The organism is Streptomyces sp. NPDC093591, assembly GCF_044764885.1.
Lineage (GTDB): Bacteria > Actinomycetota > Actinomycetes > Streptomycetales > Streptomycetaceae > Streptomyces.
This window is the reverse complement of sequence record NZ_JBIWIY010000015.1, coordinates 270225-286242: the sequence shown is the minus strand read 5'-3', so window position 1 is coordinate 286242 and position 16018 is coordinate 270225. Positions and strand designations below refer to the sequence as shown.

The following is a 16018-nucleotide window of genomic DNA, read 5'->3' as shown; positions in this document are numbered from 1 at the left end:
CCTGCGCGGCACCCGAGTCGGCGTCGCTCGCCGGGACTTCCCCCGCGGCCGTGGGGGGGCGCACCCCCCCCCCCCCCCCCCCCCCCCCCCCCCCGGGGGGCCCCCCCCCCCCCCCCCCCCCCCCCCCCCCCCCCCGCCGAGGGGGACGCAACCTGACGCCGCCAAGCGGCCACCCCTGCCGGCAAGCGACGATCAGCGACCCGGCATCGCGGACCGCAGGAGGCCTGCGCAGGCGGGCCGACGACCTCACACAGGAGCGGGCCGCAGGAGGCCTGCGCCCAGCCCTGCACAGGATCGCGCACACGAAAGCGACCCGACAGAGCCACCAGGCCAGGCATCCCCGTGCTGGAAAGGGTCCCCGCCAGAAATCACCGCCGCCCCGGGACAACACCCCCGCGCAGGAAAGCGTCCCCGACGGAGATCAGCACCCAACCTCGGATCACGATCCCGCGCAGGAAAGAGACCCCGGCGGAAATCAGCACCCAAGCCCGGACCACGACCCCGCGCAGGAAAGAGACCCCGGCAGAGGCCAGCACCCAACCCTGGCCAGCGCCCCCTGCAGAAGCCTGCACCCAGCCCTGACCAGCACCCCCTGCAGAAGCCTGCACCCAACCCTCACCCGCACTCCCACAGAGACCCCCACCCAACCCTCACCCGCACCCCGCAAGCCCCCGGCCCAACACCACCGCTCACTCCCCCACCCCGGACACCCCCGACGCCCCCGAGCCCCGCCTCCTGGCCGACCGAGTCGGGTGGGTGGGTGGGCAACCCCCCGGGGGTCTGGGGGCGGAGCCCCTAGCGGGGTCCAGGGGCGGAGCCCCTGGCGGGGTCGAAGGGGCAGCCCCCCTGGAGGACGGGACGGGTAGGGGCGGCGGGGGCGAGAAAACCCGCCCACCCCCGAAACAGCGAACAGCCAACGCCGCCGCCAGCCCGCACAAGGTCACCGCATCCCGAAACGCCCGCCGCTGAACCCCCTCCAGATAGGGCCACGTCACCCCGGGCAGCTGCGGCACCAGCGCCATCCAGAACCACACCCCCCGCCCCACCGCCCCCGCACACGGCAACCCGGCCAACAGCACCGGCACGACAACGAGCAGATAGTGGTCGTACGACGGCCTGGAGACCAGAAACGCCGAGAGCATCAACATCGCCGCGGTCTCCGCGAGACACAGCGGACCACTCACTCCACCGCTCACCCCACCCCCCTCACCACACCGCCGCCACCGCCGATACGCACACCAGACCCCCACCCCCGCCGCCCCCAAGCCGATCCCCCCGGCCACCACCCCCGGCACCCCCACCCGCGGCAGCACAGCAACCAGCGACGCCTCATACAGCCGTACAAAGCCGTCCTCACCCCGCAGCAGAAACGGCAGCGTACGAGTGAAGAACCCCACAGGATCCGGCAGCAGCAGCGCCGCCCCCACGGACGCCACCACCGGCACCCCGACCATCACCACCAGCCCCCGCCACCGCCCCGCGAACAGGAACAACAACCCCACCGGCGCCAGCAACGGCTTCAACGCGACCGCCGCCCCGATCACCACACCCGCCGCCACCCACCGCCCCCGCCCCGCCAGCAACAACCCCAACGGCAGGGCAAGCACCGCGGTCGCCGTCCAGTTCCCCAGCAGCACAAGGTGCGCGAACGGCGCGAACCCGACCGCGAGGCCGACCAGACCGAGAACGGCGAACCGGCTGCGCAACCCGACGCCGTACAGCCGCAGCGCGCACCCCCACCCACCCACCAGGCACCCGGTCACCACCACCGGCACCAGCACGGCCAGCACACTCCGCGGAACCAGCACCTGAGGAGCCGCCGCCAGCACCGCGCTCGGCAAATAGAGGAAGTGGGGGTCGTCATACGGCGACCCCCCGGCCAGCCACACCCGCGCAGCCCGCACGACGATGGCGTTGTCCATCCCTCCGTCCGAGGTCACACGCGCCGTACGCGCCACGAGAGCGCCCAGGACGGCCCCGAGCACCACCCACAGATGCCAGCTCGCCCGCCGCACCAACCACCCGGAGATGTCGCTTTTGTACTCACTCACCATGTGAACGCTAGGTGCGCATGGGCCCCTTGAGGCAGACCGGCACGCCCTCGTCCCGTCTAAGATGCGCCCCATGAGCTTCGGGCAGCAGGGGGGACCCCAGTCCCAGTGGGATCCCTGGAAACCGCATTCCCAGCAGCCGTGGAACAGCGGCGCCGACGAGACCCCGGACTGGGCGGCACTCGCCGAGGCGTCCGAGACCCGTAACAAACGGCGTCGGCTGCTGTTCATCGGCGGCGGCGCACTGGCCACCGTCGCGATCGGTGCCGCCGTCGCCGTGGCCGTGGTGTCGGCGAACGACGACAACTCGCCCGCGAACAACACGGCTTCGGGCAGCCCCGCGAACGGGAACGTTCCGGGCGCGACCACCGGCGCGACCCCGTCGTTCGAGTCGACGAGCGCCCCGCCGCCGCTGGATCCGAAGGACTTCATCTCCAGCAAGAGCAAGGACACCGCGCCGCTCGGTGCTCAGATCCTCTTCCCGGGCACACAGCTGACCGTGGCAGGGGGGACGGTGTACAAGAAGGGCGCGACGGACGACACGAAGAGCTGCTCCGCGGCCACCAAGGGCGGCCTCCCGAAGATCCTCACCGACAATGACTGCACCCGCTTCCTGCGCGTGTCCTACGCCAAGGACGGCATCGCGGTGACGGTCGGGGTGGCCGTGTTCGACACCGCTGCGCAGGCCACCAAGGTCAAGGGCCAGGTCAACACCAAGAAGGACATCGTCAGGTCGCTCTCCGGCAAGGGCATCAAGGACTTCTGCACGTCCTCCGTCTGCCTGTCGACCTCGAACTCCTACGGCCGTTACGCCTACTTCACCATCACCGGCTTCACCAACGGCAAGGACATGACGGACAAGGACACGGCCGCCTTCCAGGCCAGTGACAACCTGGAAGACTTCACGTTCAGTCAGATCCGCAAGCGGGGCGAGGTGCAGGCGTCGGCGGCGGCCAACGAGTAGTCAGCCGCCGCCCGACGGGCTCACCGGTGCTTCAGGCGCAGCCGGATCGGTACGACCGCCGACTCCAGCTGCGTCTTCAGCGTCATCTTCGACACACCTTCCGTCCGCTCCTCGAAGCGGATCGGAATCTCCACGGCGCTGTGCCCGGCCCGCACGGCCTTGTACTTCAGCTCGACCTGGAAGCTGTAGCCCGCGCTGTCCAGGGTGGCCAGGTCGAGGTCGTGCAGCGTCGCCGCCGACCACAGGTTGAAGCCGGCCGTGATGTCCCGGATCTTGGTGCCGAGCACGGCACGGGCGTAGCGGTTGGCGAACCGGGACAGCAGGACGCGGTGGATGCCCCAGTCCTCGTCGAGCGAGCCGCCCTCGACATACCGGCTGCCGACGACCAGGCCCACCTCCGAGGCCACGGCCGTCCCCAGCATCCGCGGCACCGCCTCCGCCGGGTGGCTGCCGTCGGCGTCCATCTGGACGACGTACGCGGCGCCCTCCTGAAGCGCGGCGGTCATGCCCGCGACGTACGCCCGCCCCAGGCCGTCCTTCTCAGTGCGGTGCAGCACGCTCATCCGGCGGCGCCCGTCCCAGTTGTACTTCTCGGCCAGCTCCTCGGCGATGCGTCCGGTGCCGTCCGGGCTGGAGTCGTCGACGATCTTCAGGTGCAGCCCGTCGACCGGCAGCCCGAGCACCAGCTCGGCCATCCGCGGCAGGTTCGCGGCCTCGTTGTACGTCGGCATGACCACGGTGACCGGTACGCCCGGGTGTCTGTCGTGGTTGTCACGTCCCGTCATGGCTTTCTCTTTCCCTCCCCTAGGAGCCCCTACCGAGGCCCCTCCCCAACGGGCGCGGGCCTTCCCAGCGCCCGGAACCGCCAGCCCGCCGCGGTCCAGCGGTCCGCGTCGAGCACCCCCCGCCCGTCCACGATCAGCGGACGGGAAACCAGTGAACGGGCGCGCTCCGGGTCGATCTCCCGGAACTGCGGCCACTCGGTCAGATGCAGCACGAGATCGGCGCGTTGCAGCGCCTCCTCGGCCGACAGCGCGTACCCGAGGAGCGGGAAGGCCTTGCGGGCGCTGTCCATCGCCTCGGGGTCGTAGACCGTGACGTCGGCTCCGTCGAGGCGCAGCCGCGCGGCGACATTGAGCGCCGGCGAGTCACGGATGTCGTCGGAGTCGGGCTTGAAGGCGGCACCGAGTACGGCGATACGGGCGCCCAGCACCGTTCCCCCGCACCATTCCCGTGCCAGCTCGACAACCTTGTCGCGCCGCCGCATGTTGATGGCGTCGACCTCGCGCAGGAACGCCAGCGAGACGCCCAGCTCGTCGGCGCGGTGCGCGAAGGCACGGATGTCCTTGGGCAGACAGCCCCCGCCGAAGCCGACGCCGGCCCGCAGGAACTTCTTGCCGATCCGGTCGTCGTACCCGATCGCCTCCGCGAGCACGCCGACGTCGCCGCCCGCGGCCTCGCAGACCTCCGCCATCGCGTTGATGAAGGAGATCTTGGTGGCGAGGAAGGCGTTGGCTGCCGTCTTGACCAGCTCGGCGGTCGGGAAGTCGGCGGTGACGAGCGGGGTCCCGGCGGCGAGGACGGGCTCGTACACCTCCCGCAGAATCGTTTCGGCCTGCTTGGAGCGCACCCCGAACACCAGCCGGTCCGGCCGCAGCGTGTCCTCGACGGCGAAGCCCTCGCGCAGGAACTCCGGGTTCCAGGCCACCTCGACACCGGCGTACGTCTCCGCGAGCCGCCCCGCCGTCCCCACCGGCACGGTGGACTTGCCGACCAGCAGCGCGCCCGGCCGGGCGTGCGCGGCGACGGCCGCGAAGGCGGAGTCGACGTACCTCAGGTCGGCGCCCTCGGACCCCTTGAGCTGAGGCGTCCCGACACACACGAAGTGCACGTCGCCGAAGGCCCCGGCCTCCGCGTAGTCGCCCGTGAACCGGAGCCGCCCGCTCGCCGTGTGCTTCGCGATCAGCTCGGGCAGCCCGGGCTCGTGGAACGGCACGCGCCCGGCCTGCAGCGCGGCGACCTTCTCGGGGTCCACGTCGACCCCGAGCACCTCGTGGCCGAGCTCCGCCATGCAGGCGGCGTGGGTGGCACCGAGGTAGCCGGTGCCGATGACGGTGAGCCGCATGGGTACGGCCTTTCTTGCTTTCAGCGCGGATGCGCTCAGGACGTCTTGATCCAGATGCGGTACTCGCTCGTGCCGTTCGCGTTGCGGAACGGGATCTCGGCCAGCAGCCGGTAGTGCGAGTTGCCCTTGGTCGCGGCGGCGATGATGTCGTCGACCCTCGGGTTGGTGAGCCCGTCGAGGACGATCAGGTCGAACTTGCCGGCCTTCACCGCCGCCTTGTAGGCCTCGTCGCCGCCGTAGTACTTGCCCTTCGCGTCCTTGTACTCCATGCCGAAGAGGCTGTGCCACTGACGGTGGCTGGACTTGTCGTACAGGTAGTAGACGGGCACCTCGGGCGTCGAGGCGAGGTATTCGCCCTTGGAGTCCACATGGGGCTCGATGGCGTTGATCATCTTCGTGGAGTTCGGCCAGATGTCGAAGCGCCAGTCCGCCTGCTGGATGCCCAGGCACAGCACGGCGGTCCAGAGCATGATGCCGAGCTGGGGATAGCGGAAGTGCGCGCCCATCAGGCGGCTGACTCCCACACCGGCCATCGGCGCGGCGAAGAGCAGACCGAAGCCGACGTGCTTGAACAGCGAGACGACGGTGCCGAGATGAATCTGGTACGCCGGGGCCAGCACGGCCGTACCGCACAGCACCAGCCCGAGCAGGGCCCGCCAGCGCCAGCCGGGGTTGCCGAGCCGCAGCGCCAGCGGCGACTCGTTCATACGGCTGCGCCGCACGTACGAGATGGCGCCGCCGACGGCGGTGAGGAACATCAGCCCGCCCCACTTGGCGGTCTGCTCCAGGAGGAACTCGACGGTGTCCGTGCCATGGGCGCGGTCGGTGGTGGTCTGCCGCACACCGGCCATGAGGTCGGTGGTGTACATCCCCGCCGCCAGCAGAGCGCCGATGCCGAGGGCGAGCACCACCATCCGCACGAAGGCCTTGCCGCCCTTGTGCGGCCACGCGGTGAGCAGCGCGAGCACGACGATGGTCGGCAGGTACAGCGCGGACGCGTACTTCACCCCGACGGCCAACACCCCGAAGGGCGCGGCCAGCAGCACGGCGATCACGGGCGCCCGGTCGGTGCGTACGACGATCCAGGTGGTCAGGGCCAGCAGGAGGACCGCGGCCGCGTCATAGGTGGCGAAGTAGCCCATGACGACGGTCGACTGGAGCACCGCGAACAGCGCGGCGGCGGCCAGCGCGGCCCGCTCGTTGAACAGGCGCCGGGTGAACGAATACAGCAGCCCCGTGGCGCAGAGCATGAAGAACAGGCTCAGGGTCCGTGCCCCGGCGAGCCCGAACTTCGCGTCCACGATCGCGGCGAGTACGGGGTAGAGCTGCGGTGAGCCGGAGAAGTAGGCGGCGTAGTCGCGCGGCAGCTCGGTGCCGTTGAGCAGGTGGTCCAGCTGGGCATGGCCGGCCGCCAGGTACAGCGCCTCGTCCTGGAACGCGGTGTTCGACAGACGCAGCGACAGCGCCGCCTGGATGGCCATGATGCACAGCAGCACGACCCGGCTCACCCAGGCCCGCCGCCTGCTCGCCGCCATCTCCCAGCCGGCTTCCGGCGTCTCGGGGATGTGGTACTCGGGCTCGGCGTCCGGCACCTGCTGGTACTGGACTGTGCGCAGCGCGTACGTCGGCTGGTCGGCATGGTCCTCGTGCCGGCCTTGCGGCTGCTGCGGGATCTGCGTCACATACGGGTCCTGCTGGTACTGCTGGTCCTGGTACGGCTCCTGGTACTGCTCCTGCTGGTAGCCGTACCGGCCGTCGTCGTACGCCTGCCCCTGCTGCTGGGGGCGCCGCCCGTCCGAGTTGAACCAGGTGGACGCCGGCTCTTCCTCGGCATACGGGTCGTAGGGCTGAGGCGTGTAGTGCTCGTGTCGGGAGTTGGAGTTCATCACGGCTTCCGTACGTCGAAGCCGAAGGTGTCGTCGGCGGCCAGGCGCTTGAACTCCTTCAGCGCCAGCGGGCTCGCCTCCAGTCGCCAGTCGGCACGCTTTTTGTGGTTGAACCAGACGAAGCCGAGCATGTCGTCGTCCGCCGCGACGCCCGCGAACAGGTTGCGGATGTCGGCACGGCGCCGCTCACCCGCCATCGCGGCGGTCTCCAGCAGGATCATCGGCTTCTTGGTGAAGGTGCGGACCTGGTCCCGGGTCGGCCCGAAGACGCTGTCGAAGGCGCCGTCCTCCTCGATCGTCCAGTAGCCGATCAGCCCGATCCAGTCGACGTAGGCGTCGCCCGGGTAGTACGGCTTGAGCTTCACGCTCTTGACCGGATTGACGATGTTGGGCGACCAGGCCCAGATGACGTTCGAGGCGCCGACGTCGATGAAGGTCTCGTGGATGTGCCGCCAGGCGGCCACATAGTCCTTGGAGGTCACGTTCTTCGTGCCCCACTTCTCCCAGTGGCCGTTGAACTCGTCGGCGAAGGAGATGACGACGGGCAGGTTCAGCTTGCGGACCGCCGTCGCGTACTCCTTGATGTACGCGTCCGACTTCCCCGCCGCGATATCCGCGACCGGCGTGTCGAAGGGCTCCCACGACATCAGCGTCATGGCCCCCTCACGCCAGGCGTTGCGCACGCCGGTGGCGTCGAAGCCGTCGCCCCAGGCGGCGTAGTACTCGATGAGGTTCGGCTGCTTGCCGACCATCTTCGTGTACGTGTCCAGGCTCGTCATGGAGTTGGGCGCGCCGTCGACGGCGGCGCCGAAGTACTTCTTGTCCGGCTTCAGCAGCGGTACGACGTCGTAGGGCACGTCGCTCTCGGGGCTCGCCGAGGCATCGTCCCCGGCCTTGCCCTGCTCACTGGTCCCCGAGGAGCCGCCCGAGTCCTCACCGAGGACCGAGCAGCCGCTGAGGGCGAGCACGCCACTGAGCAGGCCGGCCGCCAGGGCCGTACGGGTACGGGTGAACAACTGCATCAGGCGACCGCCTTCTCGCGGGGCTGGACCAGGACACGGCCCACGACGAGGGCGTAGAAGAGCCCGGAGGACAGGATCAGGGCGAAGTCCGGGGCGTCCATGGTGAACGTCCGGTAGACCGCTCCAACGACCCAGATCAGCGCGGTGCCGCCGCTCCAGACCCACATGCCGATCCAGAAACGCCGGGTCTTGTTCTTCTTGGCGCCGGAGGAGCCGGTGGGCTGCCAGCCCATACGGTTCTTGCGCAGGATGTCCCAGATGGCGAAGACGTGCGCCCAGCCGTACATCATGCGGGCGGCCCAGGCCTCCAGGCGGTAGGGCGCCTTGTGCCACATCGGGAAGATGATCGTGGTGTAGATGATGCTGGGCAGTACCAGGATCAGGTGCTCGACCATGAGCTTCTCCGGCATCATGATCAGCAGCACGATCGGGATGACCGGGGCGGCGAAGGTGAACAGCGCCGTGTGGATGTAGTAGAAGAACCCGGACATGTAGCACAGGCGGCTGGAGAGCCTGATCTTCGCCTGCCAGAACTTCCGGCTGCCGAGCAGGCTCATCGAGCCGGAGCACCAGCGGTACTGCTGGTTGAAGAAGGCGCCCGCGGTGTCCGGGCACACCCCCGTCGACACGGCGACCGGCACATACCGCAGATCCCAGCCGAGGCCCCGCAGGTCGAACCCGGTGTGCACGTCCTCGGAGTGCTCGATCAGCGTCGTACCGCCGTTGGTCTCCAGGGCCGCGCGCCGGTACACCGCACAACTGCCGACGCAGATCGCGCCGTCACTGCCCTGCCGCGACACCTGCACGGACCGGTAGAACAGCTCCTGCACCGCACCCGCGCCGCGCTCGATCCAGTTCTGCGAGTCCAGCACCCGGAAGTACTGCGGTGACTGGACGATCCCGATGCCCGGGTCCGCCTCCATGTACGGCAGCAGTTCCTGGAGCAGGTCGGCGCGCGGCGTGAAGTCGGCGTCCAGGATCAGGATGTACTGACCGTCGGACTGCCCGAACCCGAAGTGCAGGTTGCCGGCCTTCTTGAACCAGCCGCGGTTCTCCCGGGTGCCGTAGCGGAACCCGAAGTCCCGGGCCATGGCGGCCAGTTCGGGACTGGCACCGTCGTCGAGCACGAACGGAACACACACCCCCGGATACCGGTCGGCCATCTCCCGCACATGCCGCCAGGTGTTGTGCAGCACCTCGATGGGCTCACCGCACACCGGCAGGAACACATCCACGCTCGGGTACACCTCGGGCCGCCAGTTGTGCACCAGCCGCTTGTGATGCGCGATGTCGAAGTCCCGGGTGAACCCGTTCACCCGCAGCGACACCAGGTAGTAGATGACCGTGAAGACGAGCAGCGGCGTGTAGATCCACAGCACCGGCGTCGACTGGGCCAGCTTGAACTGGCTCACCACCAGGCAGCAGAAGCTGATCAGCGAACTGATCGTCAGGATCCACAGACGCCGGCGCGCATAGGAGTACTTCTCCTTGTCCGTCGGCGGCAGCGGCAGCAGCCCCAACGGGGCAGCCTCACCCCGTCCCGCCTTCCGTCGCCCACCAGGATTGCCCTGGCGCGCGGTTCGGCGCCCCCCAGTCCGCGCAGGACCAACTGAACTCATGCAAAACCCACCCCCGGGCCCGGATACGGCCCGTTGACCCCCACCCCTACTCGGCCTTCCCCATGTCGATTTCTCGAACAATGGTCGAGCAGCTCGAACCAAGAGTCGAGCGACGAAAGGCTATACGAGAGGTAAGGGGGCCGTAAGGGGGGAACAGGAGACTTACGCCCGGTAAGTCCCGACATGGGCCATATCTGATCTCAAATGTCGGGTAACTAACAGGTTTCGCATCCGGACGTCCCGGGCAGAGATCGCCGGTTTCGCGCTTCCTTGTTCCGCGCCGCGAGCAACTCGTCGGCGGGATACCCGACCTCTTCGAGCGTCAGCCCGTGGGGCCGTACGACATGCACGGCCGAGTCCCGTACACCGGCGGCGAGCACCTTGCCGGGCCAGTCGGTGGGCCGGTGCCCGTCCCCCACGAACAGCAGCGCCCCGATGAGCGACCGCACCATGTTGTGGCAGAAGGCATCGGCCCGAACCGTAGCGGTGATGATCCCGTCCTCCTCCCCCCGCACAAGGCTCAGCTCCTGCAACGTGCGGATGGTGGTGGCCCCCTCCCGCTTCTTGCAGTAGGCAGCGAAGTCATGCTCACCGAGCAGCGGCCGCGCCGCCTCGTTCATGGCGTCGACATCGAGGGGCCAGTCGTGCCAGAGGACATGACTGCGCAGCAGCGGATCGACCCCGCCGGGATTGTCGGTGACGCGATAGGCGTACCGCCGCCAGACAGCGGAGAACCGCGCGTTGAACCCACTGGGCGCCTCCCTCAGCGCCCACACCCGCACATCCTTGGACAACCGCCCGGCGAGCCGCTTGAGCAGCTTCGGGTTGTGCTCGGCCCACACCTCCCGCGGCAGATCCACGTGCGCCACCTGGCCCCGCGCATGCACCCCGGCGTCGGTGCGCCCGGCGACGGTCAGCTCGTACGTCTCCCGGGACCGCGTGACCGTACGCAGCGCGTCCTCGATCTCCCCCTGCACGGTCCGCTTCCCACCGGCCTGCTTGGCCCAGCCGTGAAACGCGGCACCGTCATAGGACAGATCAAGACGGACACGGACGTAACCAGCTGCTACTTCATCACTCACGCAGAGATCCTCTCAGGTACACAAAAGCGGGCCCGCTCCCAGAAAGGAACGGACCCGCAATCGCCCCAAAGGGGCGCGGGGAACTGCGCGACCAGCCACAACGAACCCGCAGCCGCAAACGCACAGCCCCCGGCAGAACGCTTAGGCGTCCTTGGACTCCTCGGCCGGAGCCTCGTCGGCCTTGGTCGTGTCGACCTTGGCCTCAGCAACCTCGGCGACCTCGGCGTCCTTGGCGGCACGCTTCGTCGCCGCCTCGGCCTCACCCGTGGCCTCCTGCGCAACCGTCAGCGCCTCGACCAGCTCGATGACAGCCATGGGCGCGTTGTCGCCACGGCGGTTACCGATCTTGGTGATACGGGTGTAACCACCCGGACGGTTCTCGTACCGCGGGCCGATCTCGGTGAAGAGCGTGTGGACGACGCTCTTGTCCGTGATGACCTGGAGCACCTGACGGCGGTTGTGAAGGTCGCCCTTCTTCGCCTTGGTGACCAGACGCTCGGCGTACGGCCGCAGACGGCGGGCCTTCGCCTCGGTGGTGGTGATACGGCCGTGCTCGAACAGCGCCTTCGCGAGGTTCGCGAGGAGCAGCTTCTCGTGCGCGGCGCTGCCGCCCAGACGGGCACCCTTGGCGGGCTTCGGCATGGTGTTTCTCCTAGGTGTCTGCCCCGGCCGTGTCAGGTACCGGGGTCAGTATCCGAGCGAGCGGGTTTGCTCGTCGGAGACCCCGCGCCCCAAAGGGGCGCGGGGAACTGCGCGACCAGCCACAACGGTCCCGCAGTCAAGAACCGGCAGTCGGTCCCGAGCTCTTAGTACTGCTCGGTCTCGACGAACCCGGCGTCTGCATCGTCGTCCGCGCCGAAGGCATCCGCAGCGGCCGTGGGGTCGAATCCGGGCGGGCTGTCCTTCAGGGCCAGGCCCATGCCGGCCAGCTTCGCCTTGACCTCGTCGATCGACTTCGCACCGAAGTTGCGGATGTCGAGCAGGTCCGCCTCGGAACGAGCCACGAGCTCACCCACGGAGTGGATGCCCTCGCGCTTGAGGCAGTTGTACGACCGAACGGTGAGCTCCAGCTCCTCGATCGGCAGCGCCAGGTCGGCGGCAAGGGCGGCGTCCGTCGGGGACGGGCCCATGTCGATGCCCTCGGCGTCGATGTTCAGCTCACGGGCGAGACCGAACAGCTCGACCAGCGTCTTACCGGCCGACGCCATGGCGTCACGCGGACGCATCGCCTGCTTGGTCTCGACATCGACGATCAGCTTGTCGAAGTCGGTGCGCTGCTCGACACGCGTGGCCTCGACCTTGTACGTGACCTTCAGAACCGGCGAGTAGATCGAGTCGACCGGGATACGACCGATCTCCTGACCCACCTGCTTGTTCTGCACGGCGGAGACATAGCCACGGCCACGCTCGACCGTCAGCTCCATCTCCAGCTTGCCCTTGCCATTGAGCGTGGCAAGGACCAGATCGGGGTTGTGCACCTCGACACCGGCCGGCGGCGCGATGTCGGCGGCGGTGACCAGACCCGGACCCTGCTTGCGCAGGTACATCACCACAGGCTCGTCGTGCTCGGACGACACGACCAGCTGCTTGATGTTGAGGATCAGGTCGGTGACGTCCTCCTTGACGCCCGGCACGGTGGTGAACTCGTGCAGAACGCCGTCGATACGGATGGACGTGACCGCCGCACCCGGGATCGAGGACAGGAGGGTCCGGCGAAGCGAGTTGCCGAGGGTGTAACCGAAGCCCGGCTCCAGCGGCTCGATCACGAACCGGGAGCGGAACTCGTCGACGACCTCTTCGGTCAACGAGGGACGCTGAGCAATCAGCATGTGTGGATCAGATCCTTCATTCGTGGACGCCCGCTATTTGACGCCCGACGGAACCGCCCCCGGCAAAAGGGACGGGTACTGCAAGGGTACGGGCGATACGGCGCCTTTACGGCGCCGTACCGCCCGAATCCCGAAGACCTACCGGCCGTGCGTCAGACGCGACGACGCTTCGGCGGGCGGCAGCCGTTGTGCGGGGTCGGGGTGACGTCCTGGATGGAGCCGACCTCGAGACCGGTCGCCTGAAGCGAACGGATCGCGGTCTCACGACCCGAACCCGGACCCTTCACGAACACGTCGACCTTGCGCATGCCGTGCTCCTGGGCGCGGCGGGCAGCCGACTCGGCGGCCATCTGCGCGGCGAACGGCGTGGACTTCCGGGAGCCCTTGAAGCCGACGTGGCCGGCGGAGGCCCAGGAGATCACGTTGCCGGACGGGTCCGTGATGGAGACGATCGTGTTGTTGAACGTGCTCTTGATGTGCGCGTGGCCGTGAGCGACGTTCTTCTTTTCCTTGCGGCGCACCTTCTTGGCAGCGCCCTGACGACCCTTGGGGGGCATCTAGTAACTCCTACGGGGAGGTGGTCGGTCCTACAGCGAAGACCGCTGATGAAGCGTTGTCCGCTGAGGACTACTTCTTGCCCGGCTTCTTCTTGCCGGCGATGGCGCGACGCGGGCCCTTGCGGGTACGAGCGTTCGTGCTGGTGCGCTGACCGCGGACGGGCAGGCCGCGACGGTGACGGAGACCCTGGTAGCAGCCGATCTCGACCTTGCGGCGGATGTCGGCCTGGATCTCGCGACGGAGGTCACCCTCGGTCTTGATGTTGTTGTCCACGTACTCGCGGATCGCGACGAGCTGCTCCTCGGAGAGGTCGCGAACGCGGGTGTTCGGGTCGACGCCGGTCGCTGCCAGCGTCTCCTGCGAGAGGGTCCGGCCGATGCCGAACACGTAGGTGAGGGCGACCTCCACGCGCTTGTCGCGCGGGATGTCAACACCGGAAACGCGTGCCATTCAATGGCTCCTGGTGATCTTCGGAGGTCTTCCGCAGAACCGACTCCCAGCCGCCGTACCAGGTACGAACTGGGTCCCCGGCCTCCGAACCGGGGGTGTCAGGCGATCACTCGCCTGGATTCTGCGTATGAACATATTCAGCTCGCGTCGCGCGAAACTCTGCGATAGAGGTGCAGAGGGGGTTGGTCGTGCGTCAGCCCTGGCGCTGCTTGTGGCGCGGGTTCTCGCAGATGACCATGACCCGGCCGTGACGGCGGATCACCCTGCACTTGTCGCAGATCTTCTTGACGCTCGGCTTGACCTTCATTGGGTGAGGTTCTCCGGGTCAGTGCCATCGCCTCGGGAAGCCCGGGGCGGGGGCAAGATCTACTTGTACCGGTAGACGATCCGGCCACGCGTCAGGTCGTACGGAGACAGCTCCACCACGACCCGGTCGTCAGGGAGGATGCGGATGTAGTGCATACGCATCTTGCCGCTGATGTGTGCCAGGACCTGGTGGCCGTTCTGGAGCTCGACCTTGAACATGGCGTTCGGCAGAGACTCGACGACAGTGCCCTCGATCTCGATGGCACCTTGCTTCTTGGCCACGCTTTGCCCTTCGGAATCGACTACCTTGATCGACTCCCTTGCGTCCCTTACGGGCGCATGCAGACATGCGGGTGCACGAGAGCCGACGAGTCAGTCTACGTCAGCGCACCCGGAAACACGAATCGAGGAAGCCTGCCCCAACGGGCAGATCATTAAGCGCCGAGAAGCTGCACGCCCTCAGGGGCGCGTGGCTGTGTCGATATGCGGCTCCGCCACGTGGGCGCGACGAGCCCCCACCGACCCGGAGCCGCCATCCAGCCGGGCCACCCTCACCAGAGGGCGGATTCAGGCCAGAGGATCCGGCGCGGCAACGATCCCGTGCTCAGCCAACTTCGCCTTACCCCCGTCGGGAGCCGTCAGCACAAGCGGCCCCTCCTCGGTCAGCGCGACCGAGTGCTCCCAGTGTGACGACCACGTGCCGTCCGTGGTGATGACCGTCCAGTCGTCCGAGAGGACCTCGGTCTTCGGCGTGCCCAGGGACACCATCGGCTCGATCGCGAGGCAGAAGCCGGGAACCAGCTTCGGGCCCTTCCCCCGCTTCCGCTCGACGTAGTTCAGCAGATGCGGGTCCATGTGCATCTCGGTACCGATGCCGTGGCCGCCGTAGTCCTCGATGATCCCGTACTTGCCACCGCCGGGCTTCGGCTGCCGGCGGATGTACGTCTCGATGGCACGGGAGACGTCGACCAGACGGTTCCCCTGCTTCATGGCCGCGATGCCGGCCCACATCGACTCCTCGGTCACCCGGGAGAGCTCGATCAGCTCCGGGGCATGCCCGGACCCGACGAAGGCGGTGTACGCGGCGTCGCCGTGCCAGCCGTCGATGATCGCGCCGCAGTCGATGGAGATGAGGTCGCCGTCCTTGAGGACGACGTCCTCGGACGGGATGCCGTGGACGACGACGTCGTTCACGGAGGTGCAGATCGTCGCGGGGAAGCCGCCGTAGCCGAGGAAGTTCGACTTGGCGCCGTGCTCCGCGAGCACCTTGCGGGCCACGTCGTCCAGGTCCTTGGTGCTGGCCCCGGGCACCGCGGCCTCACGCGTGGCCGCGTGAATGGCGGCGACGACCAGGCCCGCCTCACGCATCTTGGCGATCTGCTCGGGGGACTTGATCTGCACCATCTGGGCTGCCGCCTCCTGCCGCGGGTTTACGAAACTATCCCCTCCACGATACGCGTCCATGCGAGCCGAAGCCGGAGTGAGGGCCACCCCGGACAGGCCTCGCGCGGCCGGCCTCCGGTCGGACGGCCAGGGTCACCGTGGCGGAGTCACACCTGCACCCTCAGCAACAAAACACGTTGACGAACCCAACTAGCCACTCTAGCCTCGCAGTTGCCACCTGGCGATGTCGGGTGTCAGCACTCAGCTCCATACAATCCGGACCGGATACACGGTCCCAAAAACGGGGGGTACAAGTGATCAAGAGAACTCTGTCCCGCATAGCCGCGGCCGGCGCCGTCGCCACCCTGATCGGCCTTACCGCAGCCTCGCCCGCCATGGCCGGCGACGAGGGGCCCCTCTGGTACGGCAACCGGGGCACGGTGACGTTCAAGGACGATGGTGACGACATCACGGTCTGCGACGAACTGGCTGACGGCTACGGCGTCACGGGGTACTTGGAGCGACTCAACAGCACTGGCACCGGCCTGGTTTGGGTCATCAAGGAAGACGACGGCGGAGACGCCGGCTGCGACCGGTCCGACAACGGCTACGACATGATCGGCAACGTCTCGCACGGTCTGGCCATCTGCTGGCACGGCACCGGCTCCTGCGTCCGCTCGAACTGGTACTTCGACGAGTAGGCCCGTTCGGCACCGAGAGGTTTGAGGTCTCTACGGAGACCT

The 16018-nt window shown here is 68.2% G+C and carries 16 protein-coding genes; 2 read left to right on the top strand and 14 right to left on the bottom strand.

The features are described from left to right. Nucleotides 1–689: 689 nt before the first annotated feature. Complete coding sequence (locus ACIREI_RS30390; RefSeq protein ID WP_403339409.1) at nucleotides 690–2054, bottom strand: glycosyltransferase family 87 protein; 1365 nt, start codon at nucleotides 2052–2054, stop codon at nucleotides 690–692. 70 nt (nucleotides 2055–2124) lie between these two features. Here ACIREI_RS30390 and ACIREI_RS30385 point away from each other — a divergent pair, with 70 nt between their 5' ends. Continuing rightward, nucleotides 2125–3015: a hypothetical protein gene (locus ACIREI_RS30385; RefSeq protein ID WP_403339406.1), complete on the top strand. Its 891-nt coding sequence runs from the start codon at nucleotides 2125–2127 to the stop codon at nucleotides 3013–3015. Between the two features lie 20 nt (nucleotides 3016–3035). Here ACIREI_RS30385 and ACIREI_RS30380 read toward each other — a convergent pair whose 3' ends face one another. From ACIREI_RS30380 to map, 13 genes are all read right to left on the bottom strand, one after another. Further along, a complete protein-coding gene (locus ACIREI_RS30380; protein WP_403339403.1) occupies nucleotides 3036–3800 on the bottom strand; it encodes a polyprenol monophosphomannose synthase in 765 nt (254 codons plus the stop codon). 29 nt (nucleotides 3801–3829) lie between these two features. Continuing rightward, nucleotides 3830–5140: a UDP-glucose dehydrogenase family protein gene (locus ACIREI_RS30375; RefSeq protein ID WP_403339400.1), complete on the bottom strand. Its 1311-nt coding sequence runs from the start codon at nucleotides 5138–5140 to the stop codon at nucleotides 3830–3832. 35 nt (nucleotides 5141–5175) lie between these two features. Further along, entirely contained in the window at nucleotides 5176–7026 is a 1851-nt protein-coding gene (locus ACIREI_RS30370) for a glycosyltransferase family 39 protein (protein WP_403339397.1), read from the bottom strand. After that, on the bottom strand, nucleotides 7026–8048 hold the full coding sequence (locus ACIREI_RS30365) for a glycoside hydrolase family 26 protein (protein WP_403339395.1): 1023 nt from the start codon (nucleotides 8046–8048) through the stop codon (nucleotides 7026–7028). The genes ACIREI_RS30370 and ACIREI_RS30365 overlap by 1 nt, the downstream gene beginning before the upstream one ends. Next, the gene (locus tag ACIREI_RS30360) at nucleotides 8048–9463 is read right to left on the bottom strand and encodes a glycosyltransferase family 2 protein (RefSeq protein ID WP_403339436.1); all 1416 of its coding nucleotides are present in this window, start codon (nucleotides 9461–9463) and stop codon (nucleotides 8048–8050) included. Before ACIREI_RS30360 ends, ACIREI_RS30365 begins: the two co-directional genes overlap by 1 nt. Before the next feature lie 419 nt (nucleotides 9464–9882). Then, nucleotides 9883–10749 carry a tRNA pseudouridine(38-40) synthase TruA gene (gene truA / locus ACIREI_RS30355; protein WP_403339392.1) on the bottom strand — a complete coding sequence of 289 codons (867 nt, stop codon included), beginning with the start codon at nucleotides 10747–10749 and terminating at the stop codon, nucleotides 9883–9885. 141 nt (nucleotides 10750–10890) lie between these two features. Next, nucleotides 10891–11391 carry a 50S ribosomal protein L17 gene (gene rplQ, locus ACIREI_RS30350; RefSeq protein ID WP_093905257.1) on the bottom strand — a complete coding sequence of 167 codons (501 nt, stop codon included), beginning with the start codon at nucleotides 11389–11391 and terminating at the stop codon, nucleotides 10891–10893. 164 nt (nucleotides 11392–11555) lie between these two features. Beyond that, nucleotides 11556–12578: a DNA-directed RNA polymerase subunit alpha gene (locus tag ACIREI_RS30345; RefSeq protein WP_003966937.1), complete on the bottom strand. Its 1023-nt coding sequence runs from the start codon at nucleotides 12576–12578 to the stop codon at nucleotides 11556–11558. Nucleotides 12579–12730: 152 nt separating this feature from the next. Beyond that, nucleotides 12731–13135 carry a 30S ribosomal protein S11 gene (rpsK, locus tag ACIREI_RS30340; RefSeq protein ID WP_003956432.1) on the bottom strand — a complete coding sequence of 135 codons (405 nt, stop codon included), beginning with the start codon at nucleotides 13133–13135 and terminating at the stop codon, nucleotides 12731–12733. A gap of 70 nt (nucleotides 13136–13205) precedes the next feature. Next, nucleotides 13206–13586, bottom strand: a complete 381-nt coding sequence (rpsM, locus tag ACIREI_RS30335; protein ID WP_030788235.1) for a 30S ribosomal protein S13 — start codon at nucleotides 13584–13586, stop codon at nucleotides 13206–13208. Between the two features lie 193 nt (nucleotides 13587–13779). Beyond that, nucleotides 13780–13893, bottom strand: a complete 114-nt coding sequence (gene rpmJ, locus ACIREI_RS30330) for a 50S ribosomal protein L36 (protein ID WP_003998809.1) — start codon at nucleotides 13891–13893, stop codon at nucleotides 13780–13782. 59 nt (nucleotides 13894–13952) lie between these two features. Further along, on the bottom strand, nucleotides 13953–14174 hold the full coding sequence (gene infA / locus ACIREI_RS30325; protein ID WP_003948620.1) for a translation initiation factor IF-1: 222 nt from the start codon (nucleotides 14172–14174) through the stop codon (nucleotides 13953–13955). Nucleotides 14175–14459: 285 nt separating this feature from the next. Then, nucleotides 14460–15296: a type I methionyl aminopeptidase gene (gene map / locus ACIREI_RS30320; protein WP_403339389.1), complete on the bottom strand. Its 837-nt coding sequence runs from the start codon at nucleotides 15294–15296 to the stop codon at nucleotides 14460–14462. A 293-nt stretch (nucleotides 15297–15589) separates the two neighbouring features. Here map and ACIREI_RS30315 point away from each other — a divergent pair, with 293 nt between their 5' ends. Then, the gene (locus tag ACIREI_RS30315) at nucleotides 15590–15976 is read left to right on the top strand and encodes a hypothetical protein (RefSeq protein ID WP_403339386.1); all 387 of its coding nucleotides are present in this window, start codon (nucleotides 15590–15592) and stop codon (nucleotides 15974–15976) included. The last annotated feature ends 42 nt before the right edge of the window (nucleotides 15977–16018 follow it).

Bases quoted from the DNA above. Each gene is read 5' to 3' on its own strand.
- ACIREI_RS30390 (WP_403339409.1), bottom strand. From the start codon at position 2,054: ATGGTGAGTGAGTACAAAAGCGACATCTCCGGGTGGTTGGTGCGGCGG.
- ACIREI_RS30385 (WP_403339406.1), top strand. From the start codon at position 2,125: ATGAGCTTCGGGCAGCAGGGGGGACCCCAGTCCCAGTGGGATCCCTGG.
- ACIREI_RS30380 (WP_403339403.1), bottom strand. From the start codon at position 3,800: ATGACGGGACGTGACAACCACGACAGACACCCGGGCGTACCGGTCACC.
- ACIREI_RS30375 (WP_403339400.1), bottom strand. From the start codon at position 5,140: ATGCGGCTCACCGTCATCGGCACCGGCTACCTCGGTGCCACCCACGCC.
- ACIREI_RS30370 (WP_403339397.1), bottom strand. From the start codon at position 7,026: ATGAACTCCAACTCCCGACACGAGCACTACACGCCTCAGCCCTACGAC.
- ACIREI_RS30365 (WP_403339395.1), bottom strand. From the start codon at position 8,048: ATGCAGTTGTTCACCCGTACCCGTACGGCCCTGGCGGCCGGCCTGCTC.
- rplQ (WP_093905257.1), bottom strand. From the start codon at position 11,391: ATGCCGAAGCCCGCCAAGGGTGCCCGTCTGGGCGGCAGCGCCGCGCAC.
- ACIREI_RS30345 (WP_003966937.1), bottom strand. From the start codon at position 12,578: ATGCTGATTGCTCAGCGTCCCTCGTTGACCGAAGAGGTCGTCGACGAG.
- rpsK (WP_003956432.1), bottom strand. From the start codon at position 13,135: ATGCCCCCCAAGGGTCGTCAGGGCGCTGCCAAGAAGGTGCGCCGCAAG.
- rpsM (WP_030788235.1), bottom strand. From the start codon at position 13,586: ATGGCACGCGTTTCCGGTGTTGACATCCCGCGCGACAAGCGCGTGGAG.
- rpmJ (WP_003998809.1), bottom strand. From the start codon at position 13,893: ATGAAGGTCAAGCCGAGCGTCAAGAAGATCTGCGACAAGTGCAGGGTG.
- map (WP_403339389.1), bottom strand. From the start codon at position 15,296: ATGGTGCAGATCAAGTCCCCCGAGCAGATCGCCAAGATGCGTGAGGCG.